The sequence below is a fragment of the Arthrobacter sp. ov118 genome, from assembly GCF_900116495.1.
In the GTDB taxonomy this organism is placed as follows: domain Bacteria; phylum Actinomycetota; class Actinomycetes; order Actinomycetales; family Micrococcaceae; genus Arthrobacter.
Genome location: NZ_FPAY01000004.1, coordinates 16,089 through 34,529 on the forward strand (window position 1 = coordinate 16,089; position 18,441 = coordinate 34,529).

At 65.8% G+C, this 18,441-nt stretch carries 21 protein-coding genes; 16 read left to right on the forward strand and 5 right to left on the reverse strand.

What is annotated here, in order from left to right:
* Positions 1-24: 24 nt before the first annotated feature.
* From BM372_RS09705 to BM372_RS09735, 7 genes are all read left to right on the forward strand, one after another.
* Positions 25-579, forward strand: a complete 555-nt coding sequence (locus BM372_RS09705; RefSeq protein ID WP_090954628.1) for a D-glycero-alpha-D-manno-heptose-1,7-bisphosphate 7-phosphatase — start codon at positions 25-27, stop codon at positions 577-579.
* Positions 576-1,649, forward strand: a complete 1,074-nt coding sequence (locus tag BM372_RS09710) for a glycosyltransferase family 9 protein (protein ID WP_090954630.1) — start codon at positions 576-578, stop codon at positions 1,647-1,649. Before BM372_RS09705 ends, BM372_RS09710 begins: the two co-directional genes overlap by 4 nt.
* A complete protein-coding gene (locus BM372_RS09715; RefSeq protein WP_090954632.1) occupies positions 1,646-2,662 on the forward strand; it encodes a glycosyltransferase in 1,017 nt (338 codons plus the stop codon). The genes BM372_RS09710 and BM372_RS09715 overlap by 4 nt, the downstream gene beginning before the upstream one ends.
* Positions 2,659-3,912: a glycosyltransferase gene (locus tag BM372_RS09720; protein ID WP_090954634.1), complete on the forward strand. Its 1,254-nt coding sequence runs from the start codon at positions 2,659-2,661 to the stop codon at positions 3,910-3,912. Before BM372_RS09715 ends, BM372_RS09720 begins: the two co-directional genes overlap by 4 nt.
* Positions 3,913-4,019: 107 nt before the next feature.
* Entirely contained in the window at positions 4,020-4,655 is a 636-nt protein-coding gene (locus tag BM372_RS09725; RefSeq protein ID WP_090955082.1) for a D-sedoheptulose-7-phosphate isomerase, read from the forward strand.
* Entirely contained in the window at positions 4,652-6,052 is a 1,401-nt protein-coding gene (locus tag BM372_RS09730) for a PfkB family carbohydrate kinase (protein WP_090954637.1), read from the forward strand. Before BM372_RS09725 ends, BM372_RS09730 begins: the two co-directional genes overlap by 4 nt.
* 57 nt (positions 6,053-6,109) lie before the next feature.
* Positions 6,110-6,811 carry an SDR family oxidoreductase gene (locus BM372_RS09735; RefSeq protein WP_090954639.1) on the forward strand — a complete coding sequence of 234 codons (702 nt, stop codon included), beginning with the start codon at positions 6,110-6,112 and terminating at the stop codon, positions 6,809-6,811.
* A 62-nt stretch (positions 6,812-6,873) separates the two neighbouring features.
* On the opposite strand, the gene BM372_RS21030 is transcribed toward BM372_RS09735, so the two are convergent.
* The gene (locus tag BM372_RS21030) at positions 6,874-7,239 is read right to left on the reverse strand and encodes a hypothetical protein (protein WP_256214161.1); all 366 of its coding nucleotides are present in this window, start codon (positions 7,237-7,239) and stop codon (positions 6,874-6,876) included.
* A 284-nt stretch (positions 7,240-7,523) separates the two neighbouring features.
* Here BM372_RS21030 and BM372_RS21035 point away from each other — a divergent pair, with 284 nt between their 5' ends.
* A complete protein-coding gene (locus BM372_RS21035; RefSeq protein ID WP_256214162.1) occupies positions 7,524-7,646 on the forward strand; it encodes a hypothetical protein in 123 nt (40 codons plus the stop codon).
* A 277-nt stretch (positions 7,647-7,923) separates the two neighbouring features.
* A complete protein-coding gene (locus tag BM372_RS09750; RefSeq protein WP_090954643.1) occupies positions 7,924-8,313 on the forward strand; it encodes a LapA family protein in 390 nt (129 codons plus the stop codon).
* 14 nt (positions 8,314-8,327) lie between these two features.
* Here the strand turns inward: BM372_RS09750 and BM372_RS09755 are convergent, their stop codons facing one another.
* Positions 8,328-9,686 (reverse strand): ABC transporter substrate-binding protein, encoded by a 1,359-nt coding sequence (locus BM372_RS09755; protein ID WP_090955084.1) that lies wholly within the window; start codon positions 9,684-9,686, stop codon positions 8,328-8,330.
* A gap of 141 nt (positions 9,687-9,827) precedes the next feature.
* Between BM372_RS09755 and BM372_RS09760 the strand changes: the two genes are divergently transcribed.
* Together BM372_RS09760 and BM372_RS09765 are read left to right on the forward strand one after the other, a co-directional pair.
* Complete coding sequence (locus BM372_RS09760) at positions 9,828-10,796, forward strand: carbohydrate ABC transporter permease (RefSeq protein WP_090954645.1); 969 nt, start codon at positions 9,828-9,830, stop codon at positions 10,794-10,796.
* Entirely contained in the window at positions 10,796-11,749 is a 954-nt protein-coding gene (locus tag BM372_RS09765; RefSeq protein WP_090954649.1) for a carbohydrate ABC transporter permease, read from the forward strand. The genes BM372_RS09760 and BM372_RS09765 overlap by 1 nt, the downstream gene beginning before the upstream one ends.
* A 101-nt stretch (positions 11,750-11,850) precedes the next feature.
* Here BM372_RS09765 and BM372_RS09770 read toward each other — a convergent pair whose 3' ends face one another.
* Positions 11,851-12,432 (reverse strand): cysteine hydrolase family protein, encoded by a 582-nt coding sequence (locus BM372_RS09770; protein ID WP_090954652.1) that lies wholly within the window; start codon positions 12,430-12,432, stop codon positions 11,851-11,853.
* 253 nt (positions 12,433-12,685) lie between these two features.
* Between BM372_RS09770 and BM372_RS09775 the strand changes: the two genes are divergently transcribed.
* The 5 genes from BM372_RS09775 to BM372_RS09795 all read left to right on the forward strand — a co-directional run bounded on the left by BM372_RS09775 (position 12,686) and on the right by BM372_RS09795 (position 15,851).
* The gene (locus tag BM372_RS09775; RefSeq protein ID WP_090954654.1) at positions 12,686-12,898 is read left to right on the forward strand and encodes a hypothetical protein; all 213 of its coding nucleotides are present in this window, start codon (positions 12,686-12,688) and stop codon (positions 12,896-12,898) included.
* Between the two features lie 13 nt (positions 12,899-12,911).
* Complete coding sequence (locus BM372_RS09780; RefSeq protein ID WP_090954656.1) at positions 12,912-13,262, forward strand: hypothetical protein; 351 nt, start codon at positions 12,912-12,914, stop codon at positions 13,260-13,262.
* 210 nt (positions 13,263-13,472) lie between these two features.
* Positions 13,473-14,423 carry a manganese catalase family protein gene (locus tag BM372_RS09785; RefSeq protein WP_090954658.1) on the forward strand — a complete coding sequence of 317 codons (951 nt, stop codon included), beginning with the start codon at positions 13,473-13,475 and terminating at the stop codon, positions 14,421-14,423.
* 17 nt (positions 14,424-14,440) lie between these two features.
* Positions 14,441-15,250, forward strand: a complete 810-nt coding sequence (locus BM372_RS09790) for an SDR family oxidoreductase (RefSeq protein WP_090954661.1) — start codon at positions 14,441-14,443, stop codon at positions 15,248-15,250.
* Positions 15,251-15,311: 61 nt separating this feature from the next.
* Positions 15,312-15,851 carry an HPP family protein gene (locus BM372_RS09795; RefSeq protein ID WP_090954663.1) on the forward strand — a complete coding sequence of 180 codons (540 nt, stop codon included), beginning with the start codon at positions 15,312-15,314 and terminating at the stop codon, positions 15,849-15,851.
* A gap of 74 nt (positions 15,852-15,925) precedes the next feature.
* Here the strand turns inward: BM372_RS09795 and BM372_RS09800 are convergent, their stop codons facing one another.
* Positions 15,926-17,461 carry a glycoside hydrolase family 32 protein gene (locus tag BM372_RS09800; RefSeq protein ID WP_090954665.1) on the reverse strand — a complete coding sequence of 512 codons (1,536 nt, stop codon included), beginning with the start codon at positions 17,459-17,461 and terminating at the stop codon, positions 15,926-15,928.
* Positions 17,454-18,410 (reverse strand): carbohydrate kinase family protein, encoded by a 957-nt coding sequence (locus tag BM372_RS09805; protein ID WP_090954668.1) that lies wholly within the window; start codon positions 18,408-18,410, stop codon positions 17,454-17,456. Before BM372_RS09805 ends, BM372_RS09800 begins: the two co-directional genes overlap by 8 nt.
* Positions 18,411-18,441: the final 31 nt, after the last annotated feature.

Below are 18,441 nucleotides of genomic sequence, written 5' to 3' on the forward strand. Positions count from 1 at the left end.
CCTGTTTCGGGGAACGGGGACAATATGGAAAGTCCTCGGAGGCTCCGGCTGCTGGCGGCACTGTTCGACAGGGACGGCACCTTGGTCCGTGACGTGCCGTACAACGGCGATCCTGACCTGGTGCGGGCGATGCCGCGTGCCGGGGATGTGCTCCGGCGGCTGCGCGGCCTGGGTCTGCGCACCGGAATTTTGACGAACCAGTCCGGCGTATCCCGCGGTCTCCTGACACCAGCCCAGGTTGACGCAGTCAACGGGCGTGTCGAGGAACTGCTCGGGCCGTTCGACGTCTGGGAGGTCTGCTTCCACGGCCCCGATGACTCCTGCCTGTGCCGCAAACCCGCCCCCGGCATGATTCTGAATGCGTGCCGCCGACTCGGCGTCGAACCTGGCCAGACGGCGTATATCGGCGACATCGGTACCGACGTCGAGGCCGCCGCGCGGGCGGGGTCTTGGGGGATCATGGTACCCACGGCCGTGACGCTGGAAGGTGAGATCGCGGCGGCAGCCACGGTGGCCCCGGACCTGGAGGGCGTCTTCGAGCTGATCGTGGCGGCGATCGGGCAGGAGGACCGGCAGTGAGCCGGGTGCTCGTGGCCCGGCTGGACAGCATCGGCGACGTTCTTCTCGCCGGGCCCGCCGTGCGTGCCGCGGCCAACGGCGCGGACCCGGACGGGAGATCACCCAATGAGGTCGTCTTCGTCTGCGGCCCGCAGGGCGAAGCCGCCGCGGCGCTGCTCCCCGGCGTCACGGAGATTTTCGTGTGGAACTGCCCGTGGATCGCCAACCCGCCTCCCCCGGTGACGCGTGAGCACCTCGAGCAGTTCGTGGACTTCGTCCGGAACTCGCGCATCACAGAGGCCGTGATCCTGACGTCGTTCCACCAGTCGCCGCTGCCGCTGGCACAGCTTTTGCGGTTGGCCGGCGTCTCCCGGACCGTGGCTGCGTCGACGGACTACCCCGGTTCGCTCCTGGACATCAGGCTGCGTCCCGGAGAGGATTTTCCCGAAGACCAGCCCGAGGCCGAGCGAGCGCTGGGCATCGCCCGGGCCGCCGGCTACAGCCTTCCCCGCGGCGACGACGGCCGACTGAGGATTTCGGAAGTTCCCGACGTCCATGGCCTCGCCGGTGAGGGGCCATATGTCGTGGTGCATCCCGGAGCGTCGGCGCCGTCGCGCGTCTGGCCGCCGCTGCACCATGCCGCTGCCGTGGAACTGCTCGAGGGCGCCGGACACCGGGTGGTCGTGACCGGACAGCCCAGCGAGACGGCCTTGACCGCGACCGTCGCGGGGCCGGCAGCGCTGGACCTTGGCGGCCGCACGGACCTGAAGGCACTCGCCGGGGTCATTGCCGGTGCCGATGTGCTGGTCACCGGAAACACCGGGCCCGCCCATCTGGCCGCCGCCGTGGGAACGCCGGTGGCCTGCCTGTTCTCCCCCGTCGTTCCCGCGGTACGTTGGGCTCCCTACGGCGTGCCGTTGGAGCTGCTGGGTGACCAGAACGCGCCGTGCCGGCAGACCCGCGCCCGGGACTGCCCCGTGCCCGGCCACCCGTGCCTGAGTTCTGTCTCCCCGGAACAGGTCATGGAGGCAGTGGAGCGGCTGATCAGCGGCGTTTCATCGCTGGCCACACGGCGAAAGGTCCGCCCATGAGGATTCTGCTCTGGCATGTCCATGGGTCCTGGACCGACGCCTTCGTCCGCGGGCCGCACTGCTACCTGCTCCCGTCCCTGCCGGAGGGGGGTCCGTGGGGCCTCGGGCGTGCGGGCCGCCCATGGCCCGCGTCAGTACAGGACGTCGACCTCCGCAGCCTTGATCCAGACAGCGTTGACGCCGTGGTCCTCCAGCGGCCGGAGGAAATCGACGAAGTGGCCCGCACCCTGCACCGCAGACCCGGCCGTGACCTGCCCGCGGTGTACGTGGAGCACAACACGCCCAAGGGCCACATTCCTGCCACGGTCCATCCGCTGGCGGAACAGCGCACCATTCCGCTGGTTCACGTCACGCACTTCAACGCCCTGATCTGGGACAACGGCTCCGCACCGGTGGTGGTCATTGAGCACGGCATAAACGATCCCGGGTACCTCTATACGGGCCAGACGCCGGAGCTGGCAGTGGTGGTGAACGAGCCGGTGCGCAGGGGACGCGTGACGGGCACGGACCTGCTCTCACGCTTCGCCGCGGCGGCCCCGCTCCAGGTTTTCGGCATGGGAGGAGCGGAACTGCCGGACGCCACAGGAATACCTGCGTCCCGGCTGCGGATCGGCGGCGATCTGCCGGCCCCCCAGCTCCACGCCGCCGTCGCCCGGTGCCGGGCCTACGTGCATCCGCTGCGCTGGACGTCGCTGGGTTTGGCGCTGCTGGAAGCCATGCACCTCGGCGCGCCTGTGCTGGCCTTGGCCACGACAGAGGCCAGCCGGGCCGTCCCCCCGGACGCCGGTGCCATTTCAACAAACGTCGACGAACTGGTCAGCGCCGCGCGGTTCCTGCTCCGGCATCCGGAGGAGGCCCGGCAACGCGGCCTCCGGGCACGCGAAGCCGCCCTGTCCCGCTACGGGCTGGCCCGCTTCCTCAACGACTGGGACTCGCTGCTGAGCGAGCTGCCCCGGCACCCGCACCGAACCGAGCGGAGCCTCAGACAGGCCGGAGAGAGGAGCACCAGGTGAGAATAGCCATGGTTTCAGAACATGCCAGTCCGCTCGCCGCCTTGGGCGGGGTGGACGCCGGCGGACAAAACGTCCACGTTGCCGCGCTGTCCGCAGCCTTGGCGCGCCGGGGTCACGACATCCGGGTCTACACCCGCCGGGACGATCCCGCACTGCCGGAACGTGTCCGGGTACAACCGCGGCTTGAGGTGGTCCACGTCAATGCCGGACCGCCATGTGAGGTGCCCAAGGATGAGCTCCTGCCCTTTATCGGGGATCTCGCGACCGGGATCGGCAGGGATTTTGAGACGGTGGCACCGGACATCGTCCACGCGCACTTCTGGATGTCGGGGCTGGCAGCACTCGAGGCGGCATCGGCCGGCACCGGCCCACGGGTCCCTGTGGTCCAAACCTTTCACGCACTGGGCACCGTCAAGCGGCGGCACCAGGGGCTGGCAGACACCAGCCCCGAGGAGCGCCGCTGGCTCGAACCTGCCGTCGGCCGTTCCGCGGACCGCATCATCGCCACATGCTCGGACGAGGTCTTCGAACTCAAAGCCATGGGCATCGACGTTGCCAAAGTGTCGATCGCTCCCTGCGGCGTGGCTCTGGAGTTCTTCACACCCGTTGGTACGGCGGCGACAGGAAAACGGCGCCACAGGATTCTTTCGGTAGGCAGGCTGGTCCCCCGCAAGGGCGTCGACACAGTGATCCAGGCCCTTGCTCTGCTGCGGGACAAGGGCTTCCCTGATACCGAGCTGCTGATCGTTGGAGGAAAGGGAAACACCGGATCCGACGCCGATCCTGAAGCCAGGCGGCTGGCGCTACTGGCAGCGGAACTCGGCCTCGGCGAGCACGTGACGTTTCAGGGCCAGGTTCCGCGGGAAGACATGCCCGGAATCTTCCGCAGCGCCGACGCCGTGGTCTGCACCCCGTGGTACGAACCCTTCGGCATCGTGCCGCTGGAAGCCATGGCCTGCGGCATTCCCGTCGTGGCGGCCGCAGTGGGGGGCCTCGCGGACACGGTCCTCGACAACGCCACCGGCATCCACGTGCCGCCCCGCGCGCCGGAGGCCACCGCGGACGCCCTGGCCATGCTGCTGTCCAGTCCCCAGCTCCGCCAGGAATTTGGCGCCGCCGGCAGGACCAGGGCGGCGGCGCGCTATTCCTGGGACCGGGTTGCCGCGGACTCGGAGAAGGCGTACCGGCTGACGTTGGCGGCGCGCGCTGCAGGCAGCAGCGCGGCGGCTTTGAAAGGGGCAGCGCTGTGAGCATCTCTTGGACCCGCACCGACGCGCCCCCGGCACCTGCGCCTCCGACGTCGGCACCCCCGACGCGCCCGCCGGAATCAGCGCCGCCGCCCAGGACGACGCAGGCTCTGACCACGACGCAGGGTCCGGCATCGACCGCCGACGGCAGTTTGGCCGCTGTCGAATCCCACCTGGACGACGTGCTGCCGGCACTGGCCTCGCTCCGTGGCCAGGCCGGCCGGCTCACCGCGTGGGGCGAGGAGCTCGCCCGGCGCCTCCTAGGCGGCCACCGCCTCCTCGTCGCCGGCAACGGCGGGTCCGCTGCTGAGGCGCAGCACTTGACGGCCGAACTGGTGGGGCGTTTCGACGGCGAGCGGGTGCCGTTCTCGGCACTCGCGCTGCACGCCGAGAGTTCGGCGATGTCCGCGATCGCCAACGACTACGGTTTCGAGGAGGTCTTCGCCCGTCAGGTCCGCGCCCACGGCCGCGCCGGAGACATCCTGCTGCTCCTTTCGACGTCGGGCCGCAGCCCCAACCTGGCCCGCGCCGCCGAGGCCGCAAGCGGACTCCATATCGCGACGTGGGCACTGACGGGGCGCGCCCCCAATCCCCTCGCCGCACTATGCGGGGAGGCGGTCGCGATCGACGCCGGACCTGCGAGCGCCCAGGAGTGCCATCTGATCGCCATCCATGCCGTGTGCCGGGCTTTTGACGCCCAGCTTGCCCGGCTCGCCCCGGGATCGATCAGCGAGCGACGGTCATGAAGATCACCGTAGTGGGCGACGTTCTGCTCGACGTCGACATTGACGGCGAGACCACCCGGCTCTGCCCAGACGCCCCCGTCCCGGTGGTGGACGTCGCCGCCGTCCGCCGCCGCGCGGGCGGAGCGGGCCTGGTGGCAAGCATGCTGGCGGACGACGGCCATGACGTCAGTCTGGTCACTGTCCTTTCGGACGACGAGGCCGGCCGCACCTTGAACTCCTGCCTGGGCGCCGTCGCCCTCGTCGCGGGAATGTCCGGGCTGCCCACGCCCGTCAAGACACGCGTGCGGGCAGCTGGCCGTTCCGTGGTCCGGTACGACGAGGGTTGCGGCGAAGTCCGCGTGCCGGAGGTCACGGGCGCCATGCTCGACGCTATCCGGGACGCCGCGGTGATCGTGGTGTCCGACTACGGCCGGGGCCTGACCAGCAACGCCGAACTCCGAGCCGCCCTGGAGACGGCCGCTTCCCGGGTCCCGGCGATCTGGGACCCGCATCCGAAGGGTGCCGTGCCGGTTCCCGGGGTCGACGTCGTGACGCCGAACCTGGCCGAGGCCCGGGGCTTCCTGGCAGAAGCGGCGGGGCTGGACGGCTTCGCGGGGTCCGGCGCCGAAAGTCCGGCGACCCTCGCCCGGCTCCTTCGCCAGCGGTGGGGGTCTAGAGCGGTCCTGGTGACCCTCGGCGAAATCGGGGCGGAGCTCGCTGTGGCCGGGATGCCGGGTCACCGCGTCGCTGCCCCCCGCGTGGACGTCTCCGATCCCTGCGGCGCCGGTGACAGGCTCGCTGCAACCCTGGCGCTGCACCGGGCGCGTGGGCAAGGGGTGGAGGATGCGGCCGCCCTGGCGGTCCGGGACGCGGCGGCCTTCCTGGGCCGCGGGGGCGTCGAAACGCTTGGCAGTCATGCTCCCGAGCTGGGCAGGCGGCATCCGGAACCGGGCGGCCCGGCTGCCGCCGATCCTGTCAGTCTCGCCCGCCGCGTCCAGGCCCGAGGGGGCACCGTCGTGGCGACCGGAGGCTGCTTCGATCTCTTGCATGCCGGCCACGCCCGGACACTCGCCACCGCCGCGAAACTTGGTGACTGCCTCATCGTGTGCCTGAATTCCGACGCCTCGGTCCGCCGGCTCAAAGGCCCGGACCGTCCCATTTTGAACCAGGCGGACCGCAAGGAGCTACTGGAGTCCCTCGGCGCCGTCGACGCCGTCGTGGTGTTCGAGGAAGACACTCCGGAGGCCTGCCTCGCTCAACTCCGCCCGGACATCTGGGTCAAGGGCGGCGACTACGATCCCGCCAGCCTGCCGGAGGCGGCCCTGGTGGAAAGCTGGGGCGGCCGTTGCGCCATCGTCCCCTACCACCCCGCCCGCTCCACGACCGGACTCGCCCGCTCCCTGGCGCGCGTCAGCTGACTTTTCCCGGACATGTCCCGGGGAATCATTGCCTCCCATCCGCGAAAGGAAACGATCATGAGTGAAAAAGCATTATGGCCCGGCCGGGTCCTGGTAACCGGCGGGGCCTCGGGTCTTGGCGCCGCCATCGTGGACGCCGTCCTGCAAGCGGGCGGCGTGCCGGTGGTCCTGGACCGGGACATCACCGCCGCCACCGCTTCGAAAGCCTTCCAGGTCGATGTCAGCGACCGGGAAGCGGTCGAAGAAGCCGTCCGGGAAGCGGCTGTCAGCCTGAACGGGCTCGACGCGGTGGTCACCGCGGCGGGAATCGACCGCTGCGGCAAACTCGAGTCGGTGTCCGCCGACGACTGGGAAAAGGTCATTGCCGTCAATCTCCTCGGCACGGTGTCCACGGTCAGGGCGGCCCTGCCCTACCTGAAGGAATCCCGCGGCAGGGTTGTCACGGTCGCATCCACGCTGGCGAAGCGGGCACTGCCCGAGGCAAGCGCATATTGCGCGTCCAAGTTCGGCGTGCTCGGCTTCACCCACGCCCTCGCTGCCGAAACAGCGGGAGAAATCGGCGTGACGGCGATGATCCCCGGCGGCATGAAAACAAAATTCTTCGACGACCGGCCGGAGCAGTACAAGCCCTCGGATGATTCGCGGCTAAACGACCCCGCGAACGTGGCCCGTGCCATCCTGTTCGTCCTGTCCCAGCCGGTCGGCTGCGAGGTCCGGGAGATGCTTATCTGCCACGAAGGGGAGAATTCCTGGCCATAAGGGCACGGACATCCGCGTGGACCACGAGACGTGCAGCCGGGGCAGGGCCGGACCCGGCCCGCCTACGGGGCGGACTTGTCGGGGGTGGAGTCGTCCGCGACGAGTTCCTCGGCGGCCCTCGGATGCAGCGACTCCCCCGGCGTGCTCCGCCTGAGCGGCTCGTCATCGGGTTTCATCGCCAGTAGACCGGACCCGTCCGCTTCTTCGCTGAGTTCCTCCGCCACGGCGGGCTTGAGCCAGGTCGCCACCACGCTGACGCCGCCGCCGTCGTCGCGATCGGTCACGACGTCAATTTCGGACGCCGCGGCGCCCATCCGCTGCAGCTTGTCGCGATAACTTGCGATCAACGCCTCGAGACTGTTCTCCGTCCATTCCCCGGGCCGCATCCGCGTGGAGATCTCGACAGGTTCCGGCTGATATAGCGACATCAATAGACCTCCGGGCTCGGGTCGGACAACCTTTGAACAGTCTTGCACGGCACCGACCAGCGGCACACTGCGACGGCGCAAAAAGTTTCAACAGGATCTGTCACCGCACCAGCCGGGACCCGAGCAAAATGCCGCATATCCTTCTTCGATTGAGTGCGCAGTGGGATAATACGCACATGAGCGAGACCACTGAGCCGGTTCCAATGGGGCCACCGGCTGAGAGCACGGAGGGAACCGTCCCCGGCGGCCCCCGGCCGCATCGCGAGAATGTCAGCACCCGACAGATGCGTACCATCGGGCAGCGGCGCCACGACGCCGAGGAGAAGCTGGCCCGCCACCTGGAGCAGGCACGGCATCACCAGGAGGCGGCCGAGCAGACGCCGGAGCAAACGCCCACCCAAGAGTAGGTTCCCGCCAGCTTTTCCCCGGGCAGGGCCGGCCCGGGAGCACCCGGTCGTGACAGAGCCCCCGGCGAACAACGCCCTTGCCCTCATGCGGACCGCGGCGCCGCACCAAGTCGTAGCTGCGCGCCGTCACCGCGCCCCACCGCCAACTTCGCAAGTATGCTTACTAATCTTGCTCAAAACTACCTATGATGGCGATGGGACGCCGGCTAATCTAGCTGAAACCGCCGCCCCGCCCAGACTTCCCGCCCCGGCGGGTCCCGATCAGAGGAGCCCCGACATGACCCAGAACCCATCCCCGGAACCCCAGGCCCAGGACACGCCGGGGACGTACCCACCGGCCACGCCGCCCGCCTCGGAGGGTGCGGTTGCCTCCGCCAGGACAAACGGCACCGGGACCGCTTCGGGCACCCGGAAACCTGCTGAGCCGCGGGTGACGCGGGCAAGCATGATCTGGGTTGCCGTAGCCACAGCACTGGTTGTCCTGGTACTGCTTATCGTTTTCATCCTCCAGAACCAGGAGGCGGTGCAGGTAAAGTTCTTCGGCCTGGAGGGCACGGTCGCACTCGGTGTGGCCCTGTTCATCGCCGCGGTGGCCGGAGGCGTGCTGGTGGCCGTGGCCGGGGCCGCGCGGATCCTCCAGCTCCGCGCGGCAGCAAAGCGGCGCTAACTCATCACCACCCCTCAGGAGCCGACCTGGTCCGCGGCGCGCTTGGCCGCGGCCTGGGCATCGGCGAGGGCTTTGTCGGGAGTCTTCGTGCCGAGGAGGGCCGAGGCGATGGCGTTGTTGAGTTCAGTTTTGATGGTTTGGCCGGCGGGCGAGGCCCCCAGCGATTTTCCGGTCGGCAGGACGTCGTAGTACGTTGCGATGGCTTCGTCGAATCCGGCATTACCGCTGGCCTTGACGAATTTGTCCCGGATCAGCTTGTCAGCCGAGGGAGAGCCGGTGAAGAGGCCGGTGTTAATGGCCCCGGGGGTGGAGGCAATTTTCTCGGCCCTGGCCGCACCGGCGGCTGACCAGGCGTCATCAGTGACCAGCGATGTCATCCAGGCGCATGCTGCATCGGCGTTCTTGGCTCCGGCAGGGATGACGAACGATGTCCCGCCGGCCACCGTGAAGGGCTTGCCGTCCTTGTCCTTGAACGGGACAGCGGAGATCTTCAGCGATTGTGCATAGGATGCGAGGACGTTGACGTACCACTGGGCATTGACCTGCGCGCCCACCTGGTCCTTGACGAACTGGTTGTCCTTGCCGAAGGTGTCGAACGAATCACTGAAGCTCTTGGCCTTCGCGTATCCGCCTTGGGCGTCGTAAATCTCCTTCAGGAGGGTCAGGGCCGCGATATTCGCCGGGTCATCCAAAGCCGGGGTGCCTTTGTCGTCCATGAGCCTGCCGCCCTGCCCCAGAATCCACAGTTCCGCCTGGCCACCGGCAACCGGGTCAAAACCCAGAGTTGAGGGGTTACTTCCGCTGGACTTGTAAGTCTTAGCGACCGCGTCCAGCAGCTTTGTCTTATCCGAAGTGTCGATGTCGCTTGGAGATACGCCTCCAGCCTTGAGTACATCCTGATTGAGGATGATGGCAGCCGGCTGGTAGAACTGGGGCACCGCCCAGATCTTGTCCTGGTAGGTGACCTGCTCGGTGACGGCGGGATAAAACTGCTTCTTGGGGTCCATGCCGTGTGCACTGAAGCACCCGTCAAGGGGTTTGATTAGTCCCTGGGCGGCATAGGTGGCGACGAACGCCCGGTCCATCTGCACCACGTCCGGCACGTCGCCACTGGCAGCGCGCGTAGTGAATTTCTGCGCGTCAAAAGGCGTCTGGTCCATGGTGATCTTGACATCAGGCAGCTGTGTAACCGCGTGCTGCATCCGGGCCTTGCCGACGTCGTCGGCGTTATCGAAAGCCCAGGCACTCAGCGACCCGGAGGCCTCCTTTTTGAAATCTGCAGTCCCGGCCGGGGACCCGTTGTCCCCGCCGCACGCCGTCAGACCTAACACCGCCAGGGCGAGAACCGCCACACTCTTTTCCCGAACACCCATCTGCATCCTCCCGAATTTCACTGTCAGCGCGGCCGGGTATTCTTTCGGTAAACCCGGTTTAACTGTCAGACTGTAAGTAAGCTTGCTATTTGGAAAGCTAGCCGAAGCTGAATGAGCGCGCAAGCGCGGAACTGGGGGCCAATGGTGGGAGAAAGATCATCCGTGAACGTTGCGGCGCGCAGGCCCGCCCGCAAGCCGCGTCCGGCAAGGATCAAGTACAACCGCCGGGAAGCCCTGGCAGGGTACCTGTTCATTTCGCCCTGGATCGTCGGCTTCGTCGTGTTCATGCTCGGCGCCATGGCCTACAGCCTGGTGATCTCCTTCAGCCGCTACAACCTCGCCACCAACGTTGCGAGACCGGCAGGCACCTCCAACTACGCTCGACTCTTTGACGACCCAAAGGTGGCCACGTCACTGGCCAACACTTTGTTTTACGCGATCATGGCCGTGCCGCTGGAAATCTGCGTCGCACTTGGGCTTGCCCTTCTGCTGAACCGGGTCGGGCGCGGCGCGGGCTTCTTCCGCACCGTGTACTACCTTCCGAAGATGACTCCGTCCGTCGCCACCGCTGCGGTGTTCCTGCTCCTGCTGAACGGAAACACCGGGGCCATCAACCAGGCGCTTGGCTTTGTTGGAATCTCGGGTCCGCAGTGGCTTATCGATCCGGCCTGGGTGAAGCCTTCGATTGTGCTGATGACGCTGTGGGGCGTCAGCGGCACGATGGTCATTTTCCTTGCGGCCCTGAAGAGCGTCCCGAAGGATCTCTACGAAGTGGCCGACCTGGACGGCGCCGGCCCTGTCCGCAAGTTCTTTTACATCACCGTGCCCATGATCTCGGGTGCAATCTTCTTCAACGTAATTGTCCTGACGATCGCGGCCCTGCAGGTCTTCGACCAGGCCTACCTCCTTTTCTGGAGGGACCAGACCAGTTCGTCCCCGGAGGCATCACTTTTCTACGGGATTTACCTCTTCCAGCAGGCGTTCCGTGAATTCAATTTCGGCTTCGCCTCGGCGATGGCCTGGGTACTTTTCGTTCTAATCCTGCTCATCAGCCTCGTGCAGGTGAGAATCGGGAACAGGTTCGTCTACTACGAAGGCGAGAAACGCTGATGGCAACCACACGGGCCCAGCCGGCCGGCACAGAGCTTTCCAGCCCCACCCCCGCGCCCGAGGCGGCGACCGACGTCGGACGCACTAGAAGCCGCCGGAAAACGCGCCCTCCGCGGGCCCAGGCGGCGCGGTTGCTGCTTTGGGCACTGCTGGTCGTGGTCAGCGCCGCGTTCCTGTACCCGCTGGTGTGGCTCATCGCCGCCAGCCTCAAACCCCGCGCCGAAGTGTTCGACAACGCGCTGATTCCCCGCACGTTCTCACCGGAAAACTATGTTCAGGTCTGGGACCAGCTCCCACTGGGACACTGGGTGGCTAACAGTTTCGTGATCGCCATCCTGGCTGCCACGCTGGTGACCTTCTCCAGCGCCATGATCGCCTTCGGTTTCGCCTATTTCCGGTTCCCGGGCCGTAACTTACTCTTCGGCCTCGTCCTGGCCACAATGATGCTCCCGGGCGCGGTGACCATGGTGCCGCAGTACCTGATTTGGAAAAACCTTGGCGTCCTCGGCACCTGGATTCCGCTTTTTGGGATGAACCTCTTCGGCTCGGCCTTCTACATCTTCCTGCAACGGCAGTTCTTCCTTGGCCTCCCCCGGGAGCTGTTCGAGGCCGCGCGGATCGATGGCGCCAGCTACTTCGGGCTTTTTCGCCGGATCGCCCTGCCGTTGTCCATCCCATCCCTGGTGGTGATCTTCATCTTCGAGTTCCAGGCAAGCTGGAACAACCTGCAGTCCGCACTGATCTACCTCAACGCCGGATCGGTCGAAGGCTTCACCGCGCCGCTTGGGATTGCCTACGCCATGACCAAATACAGCCCCACCAATGGAGGCCAGGGCGACTACCAATACGTCATGGTCGCCACCTTGCTCATAACCTTGCCCATGCTCATTCTCTTCGCTTTCGGACAACGGCACTTTATCGAAGGGGTCGCCACCGAAGGCCGGAAAGGCTGACCGGAAGCACAATGCGGCGCTCGGGGCATCGAGTGCCTTTGTGCCTTCCCCGCCCAGTTCCGGCCGCGGCGTGCCGGCGGAGTCTGGCGCGTCATCCCGCATCATCCCGGGCTGAGCTGCGGCGCAGCCTCTTCGCCTTGGAGGAGTTTGACGATTTCTTCGACCGTCAGACTGCGTTGCCGGTACTCCCGGCAGAGGACGGCCAGCACTGCTTCGGCCGCCTCGGAGTCCTCTGTGCCCGTGGCATCTGCAGCGTAGATGACGCGGAAGTTGTAGGCGAAGGCGTCGGCCGCTGTTTGCGCCACGCAGTTATGCGTGGACACTCCGGCGAGCACGACGGTGTCCACGCCCAGATTGCGGAGCCGAAGCACAAGATCCGTCCCAAGAAAAGCACTGTCGCGTGTCTTGGTCATACGCTGCAGACCGTCGGCATCCAGCCCGGGGACCAGCTTGGCCTGGTCCGTGCCGCTGAAAAGAAACCCCTGATTGTCCTCGAGCATGTTCAGCGACCATGTGGACTTGTCGCGTTCATGCTGTGTGGTGACAAACAGCACCGGCAGGTTGGACCGGACGGCGGCCCGCACGAGCTCATTGCACCTCTGCACCAGCCCATCCCTCTGTGATGCCAAGGCGGGATCTTCGAAGAAAGCGTTTTGCATATCAACTACTAGGACTGCGATCAAGGTGCCTCCTCAAAACTGGAAAGTGTGCCATGACTGCCGCCGGAGCGAGCCGAAAAGGCGCGCCCGCCAGCCGTCCTCTTTTGCATCCCAACCATCATGCCCCTCCCGCTGTCCGCACACCATGCGCCGGCATCCTTCGACTGCGTCTGGACACGATCAATAAGCACACTTAGTATTTTCTGCAGGCGCCGTTCGATTATGATGGCGGCGGCTAAGACCAACAGGGTTCCGAGAAGCTGAGCGGGGAGGCGCAGTGACTAATAAGCTCGAAAAAAGGAAGATCAGCCAGCTCCGGCCCGGCGATCAGGTCAAACTGGGCGGCTTCGTGTTCGAGGTAGCTACGGCGGAACGAGCGGGGAAGTTGGTCCACATGACTTTGACCGACGGAGAAGGCAGCACCTCGACCATGATCGGCTCGTCATCAGCCACGCTGCGCAGCCCGAAAAAGACGCCCATCGGCAGCTAGGGAAGAGGACCTCATGACCCAGAAATTGATCCGTATCTGCCTAGGCCTGTTCTTGGCCGGGAGCGCTCTTGCAGCCGCCGCGCCTGCCATGGCCAGCCCCGCTGCGAGCGCAGATGTCCAGATAGCCGGCCAAGCCTTCACGGCGCAGCCCACGGAGGGACTGGCGCTCACGGGTTCATCCCCTTCGCCGTCGCCGTCGTCAAGCAACCCAGTGGACTCGGGCACCGGCGAGAGCGGTGAGGCGAAGGAAACGCGGGTGGATTACGCCCCTTACGTCATCGGCGCGGTCGTCGTGGTGGCGCTGATAGCCGCGTTCCTGTTTTGGCGCAAGCGCCGGATTTCCCACCCTTCAAAGCCCGACTAACGCCTGGGCGGCACAAACCCTTGACCGGCATCCGCAGCCGCTCATATGATAAGCAACCTTAGTAATTCGGCTGGGTGCGCAATTCCTCGGGATCTCGGAAAGCCGAACCAGTACGAATCGAACGGTTCGTGGGGTCAACGAACACCGGACACCCGATCGTGGACAGCAGTGAAGTCGTCAGGCCAATCCATCATCATTTGAGGAGCAACCATGTACTTGCACACCCAGCTACTGATCAATGAAATCGCCGTGGATGATCCGGATCCGGCGGCAGCCAACGCGCTCCAGGAAGGGCTGGGCGGGCAGTTCGGCGAAATGCGCACCATGATGCAGTACCTCTTCCAAAGCATCAATTTCCGCGGGGACGCCGCCTCCAAACCGTACAAGGACCTTCTCCAGGGCGTGGGCACCGAGGAGATCAGCCACGTCGAACTGATCGGCACCACCATTGCACAGCTCCTGGACGGCTCCCCCGAATATCAGGGGAAAAAGACTGATCCGGTGGACCAGCCTGGCGCAAAGGGCGCCACACCCCTGAAGATCGCCCTGGACACCAGCAACATCCACCACTACCTCGTGGGCGCGCAGGGCGCCCTGCCGGTGGACGCCGCCGGCAATCCATGGCTCGGCTCCTACGTCTACAACAGCGGCAACCTGGTCCTGGACCTGCTGTACAACCTGATGCTGGAGTCAACCGGCAGGCTGCAAAAATGCCGGATCTACGAAATGACCGAGAACGCGACCGCCCGTTCCACCATTGCGTACCTGATCGTCCGGGACCAGGCACACGAAAATGCGTTTGCCAAGGCCCTCGAGAGCCTCGGCGTGAACTGGGGCAAGGTGCTGCCCATCCCCAAAACCAACGCCGAACAGTTCCCCGAAGTGAAAAAGCTTCTTGACCAGGGCCTCCAGAGCATCCAGTACACGTTCAGCGCGGACAACGCCAGCGAGGCGTCCAAGCTGTACCGCGGGGCCTCCCCCTCCAACGACGGCACCGAGTTGAGCACCGAGGTGATGCCGGAGGGCTTCCCGATGGCACTGTCCCCGGAACGCCGGGAGGAATATGCGCCTGGGCTGGACGCTGACCTTCTAGCGCTCATCCAAGCCACGGCCGAGGTCGAGCTCCAAGCGGCTGACAACCCCAAAGAATCCAAGAGTTAGGCACGGAAGGCGCATTCATGGAGCGCAGGGCAGATTTTCTCCCGACGACGGCTATTGTCACCGGATCGGATTCAGGGATCGGGCGCGCCACAGCCGTGGCGCTTGCCCGGGCCGGGCTGGACGTGGGAATTACCTGGCATTCGGATCAGCGCGGAGCCGAGGAAACGGCAGAAGAAGTCCGGGGTTTGCACCGCAATGCTGTAGTGCGGCACTTGGACACCACGGATGTTTCCGGTGCGGCGGCCAGCATCGATCAACTCGCTGCGGAACTGGGCGGCGTGGACGTCTTCGTGAACAACGCCGGTACCGGGGACGGCGTGAGGTTCCTGGATCTCGATTACCAGACCTGGATGTCGACGCTGGACACCAATCTCAACGGCGCCTTCGTCTGCATGCAGGCTGCGGCCCGGCGGATGGTCGCCGCCGGCCGTGGGGGCCGCATCATTGCGGTGACCAGCGTCCACGAGTTCCAGCCGCGCGTGGGTGCCTCCGCCTACGACGCCTCCAAGCACGCGCTGGGAGGGCTCATCAAAACCATGGCCTTAGAACTCGCGGAATTCGGGATCACCGCCAACAGCGTTGCCCCGGGGGAAATCGCCACACCGATGACAGGCAATACCGATGTGAACCCGGAAGATGTCGAGCGGCCCGGTGTTCCCCTCGGCAGGCCCGGGGATGCGCGCGAGGTTGCCGAAGTCATCGCGTTCCTGGCCTCCCCAGCGTCCAGCTACGTCACCGGGGCCTCCTGGGCTGTGGATGGCGGGATGCTCCAGATGGGCCCGCAGGCCGGCTCGCACATTGCCAGTAACGACTGGCGGCAAGGGTGAGCAGGCAGCCCGCGGGTGGCGGCCGCACGTTGGTGCCATTCTTCTCGGAAGCCGTCCGACCATGCCCCTGAAGCCGTCACTGCTGAAGCGGGTGAGTTCAGGACGCAGTGCGCTGGGTCCGGCCGTTTACGCCGCCGTGCTCTCACTCGTCGTTCTTGCCCTCGCCGGCGTGGTCGGCGTGGCCTTGCACCTCCCCTGGCTGTTTCCCAGCCTGGGCCCCACGGTGATGCTGTTCTTCGAATCCCCGGAGCAGCCCGCCGCCCGGCCCGCGAACACGCTGATCGGGCACCTCACCGGCCTAGTGATGGGCGTGCTCTGCCTGTACGCATTCGGCCTCCAGGACAGCGCGCCAGCCCCGGTCGGCGGGCTCACCGGCCTCTACGTCGCTGCCGGGTCCCTGTCCGTTGCGCTCACCACACTGCTCCTGACCTGGCTGCGGAAGCCGCACCCGCCGGCCGGAGCGACAACGCTGATCGTCAGCCTCGGAATCCTGACCACGCCCCCGCAACTGCTTTCCATGGCAGGCGCCATCCTGCTCATCACCGCCGCAGGCTGGGGCTTGAATGTTCTCCTTGGCACCAGGCCGGCAATGGCAGATTAGAAGGACCTACGCGCTCAACGGCGGCATCGCGGGACGAGCGGTCTCTGCTGGGGCTCGGTAACGCGGTGCAGTCCCTACGACAAGGCCGTGACGGCCAGTTGCCGCACAATGGCCGTGCCGCCCTCCACATACACTTCGGTGCCCAGGTTCCCGAACACGGGGAACACCAGATCGCTCAGGACAACCCTGCCGCCTTGGGCGAAGACCTCCACCGAGCACTGGTCGACGATTACGCGGAGCCGGAGCACGCCGCCGTCGAGCTTCACTGGTGCCGACTCAGCCGACGCGAACTTTCCGTGGAAGGTCGTGTTTCCGGAGTTGCGGCGGTCCAGGGTGAGTCGGCTTGTAACGGCATCGAAGCTGAGAACCGTTGCGGCGCTCCCGCCCGAGGCGCCGAGCAGCCTGAAAGCAACGGTCCGGGCCGTGCCGGGCAGGATCTCGGCCTCGATCAGCTGGGCTGATCCGGACACAGCGTCAGAGAGTTGCAGCAGGGAGTCGTGAAGTTCGACGTCCTGGATGGTGCAGGCCGGCTCCCCACAGTCCAAGGGCAGCACCGGGCGCTGCACCAGGCGTGGCAACCCGTTCACCGTCGCGAGTTCGACCTCGCGGGCAAGCGACATCCCGGAACGCCACGGAGACGTGGGCAAGGAGTTGGCATAGTCCCAGTTGTTCATCCAGCCGATCATGATGCGGCGGTTCTCCGGCGCATTGTTGAAGGAGACGGCGGCGTAGTAGTCACGCCCCCAGTCGAGCCACGGGCATTGCCGCAGATCGGTGGTGCCGTCGGCATCCGCTGGAACGAGCGAATCAAGGTCGGCGGTGAACTGCACGCCATCGAAGTCGCCGACGAAGTACTGCCCTCCGGAACCGCCCGCCACGGCACCCGGGTTTATATTGACCACCAGGACCCACTTAACGTTCTCCGGATCTCCGTCGACGGGGAGCGGGAACAGATCAGGGCATTCCCATTCGCCTCCCGTGGCGTTTGCAGGGCCGAAGGTGCTCAGGTATTCCCAGTCCTTGAGGTCGGCCGAGCGGTACAGCACAACCTGCTGGTGCTGGGCCTCCACCGCCACCATGACCCAGCAGGAATCCTCCGGTCCCTCGTAGCGGAACACCTTGGGGTCCCGGAAATGGGCCGACCCCCGGCCAAGCACCGGGTTGCCTGCATATTTGGTCCACGTCATGCCGGCGTCCGTGGAGAACGCCAGAGACTGGGCTTGTGTCCCTTGGTGCACCGAACCCTCCTTGAAGGCGCTCGTGTAGATGGCCACCAAGGCCGGATCTTCCACTGTCCCGAATCCCGACGTATTGGCGTGGTCCACCACGATGCTGCCGGAAAAGACGTCTTCTTCCTCGTCGCAGGCGATGGCAACTGGGTGTTCGGTCCAGTGCAGAAGGTCGGTTGAGGTGGCGTGTCCCCAGGACATGTTGCCCCAGACGTTGCCGAAGGGGTTGTTTTGGTAGAAGAGATGGTAGAGGCCCTGGTGCCATACGAGTCCGTTGGGGTCGTTCAGCCAAGTGTTCTTGGCTGTGTAGTGAAGTATCGGCCGGAGGTTAGGGGCGGTGACTTCGGCGGGGCCGCCAGGGTGCGTTGTTGTTTTAGTCATCGGAGCACTTTCGGGAAGTTTGGACCAGTTCCAGGGACGCGTTTAGTTCTGCCCGTGTCGGCGGGTTCGCGCCGTGACGTCCGACCGTTATCGCTGCGGCCAGCGAGGCGGAGGTTCCCAGTCGGGCGAGCCGGCCGTAGCCGAAATCGGCCTCGGGCTCGTCGAGGAGGCCGGCGATGAGCGAGGCCATGTAGGAGTCCCCGGCGCCGACAGTGTCTTTGACGGCGACTTGTGGTGCCGGCACGTCGGTCTCTGCTGTGTTCGACCGTAGATAGGATCCGGCAGAGCCGTCGGTGATGATTGCCAGTTCCGCCCCAAGTTTGAGCAGCCGCGAAGCGATGTCGCGGGGCTGCCTGCCGGGATAGAGCCACCACGCATCCTCAGCGCTGAGCTTCACCACCGTGGCGAAGGGGACGGTGCGTTCGAAAGTCGTGAGCGCTTCAGCGTGACTGCCGAGCAGCGCCTGGCGGATGTTGGGGTCATAGGTGATCAGGCAATGGCCGGAGAACAGTTCGAGCAGGGACCGGACCTGGGTCGCTCCCGGTTCCAAAAACGACGCCAGCGACCCGGTATGCAGGACTTTCGGCAGGAAGGTGGGGCTGATGTCGGGCAGGCTCCATTCGAGGTCGAATGCGTACTCCGCCGAACCGCTGCCATCCAGAAGAGCTCTGGCCGTTGATGTGCGCTTGAGGTGTTCGACCCCGGCATGCAGGCGCACTCCTGCTGAATGCAGGTGGTTGCGGATGGTTTTGCCGCGTTCGTCGCTCCCGAGGGCCGTGATCAGGGTCGTGCTGATGCCCAGCCGGCCCACTCCGAAAGCGACGTTCATTCCTGACCCGCCAGGGAACTCGACGGGCCCTGCAGCTGTTTCAATGATGTCGATGAGCGCCTCGCCGACGACGACAACGACGTCTGTTTCAGGGTGTGCGGTAGCTGGGGTTGTGTGCATCAGGAAGGTCCTCGGGATTCTAGGGGTTCCC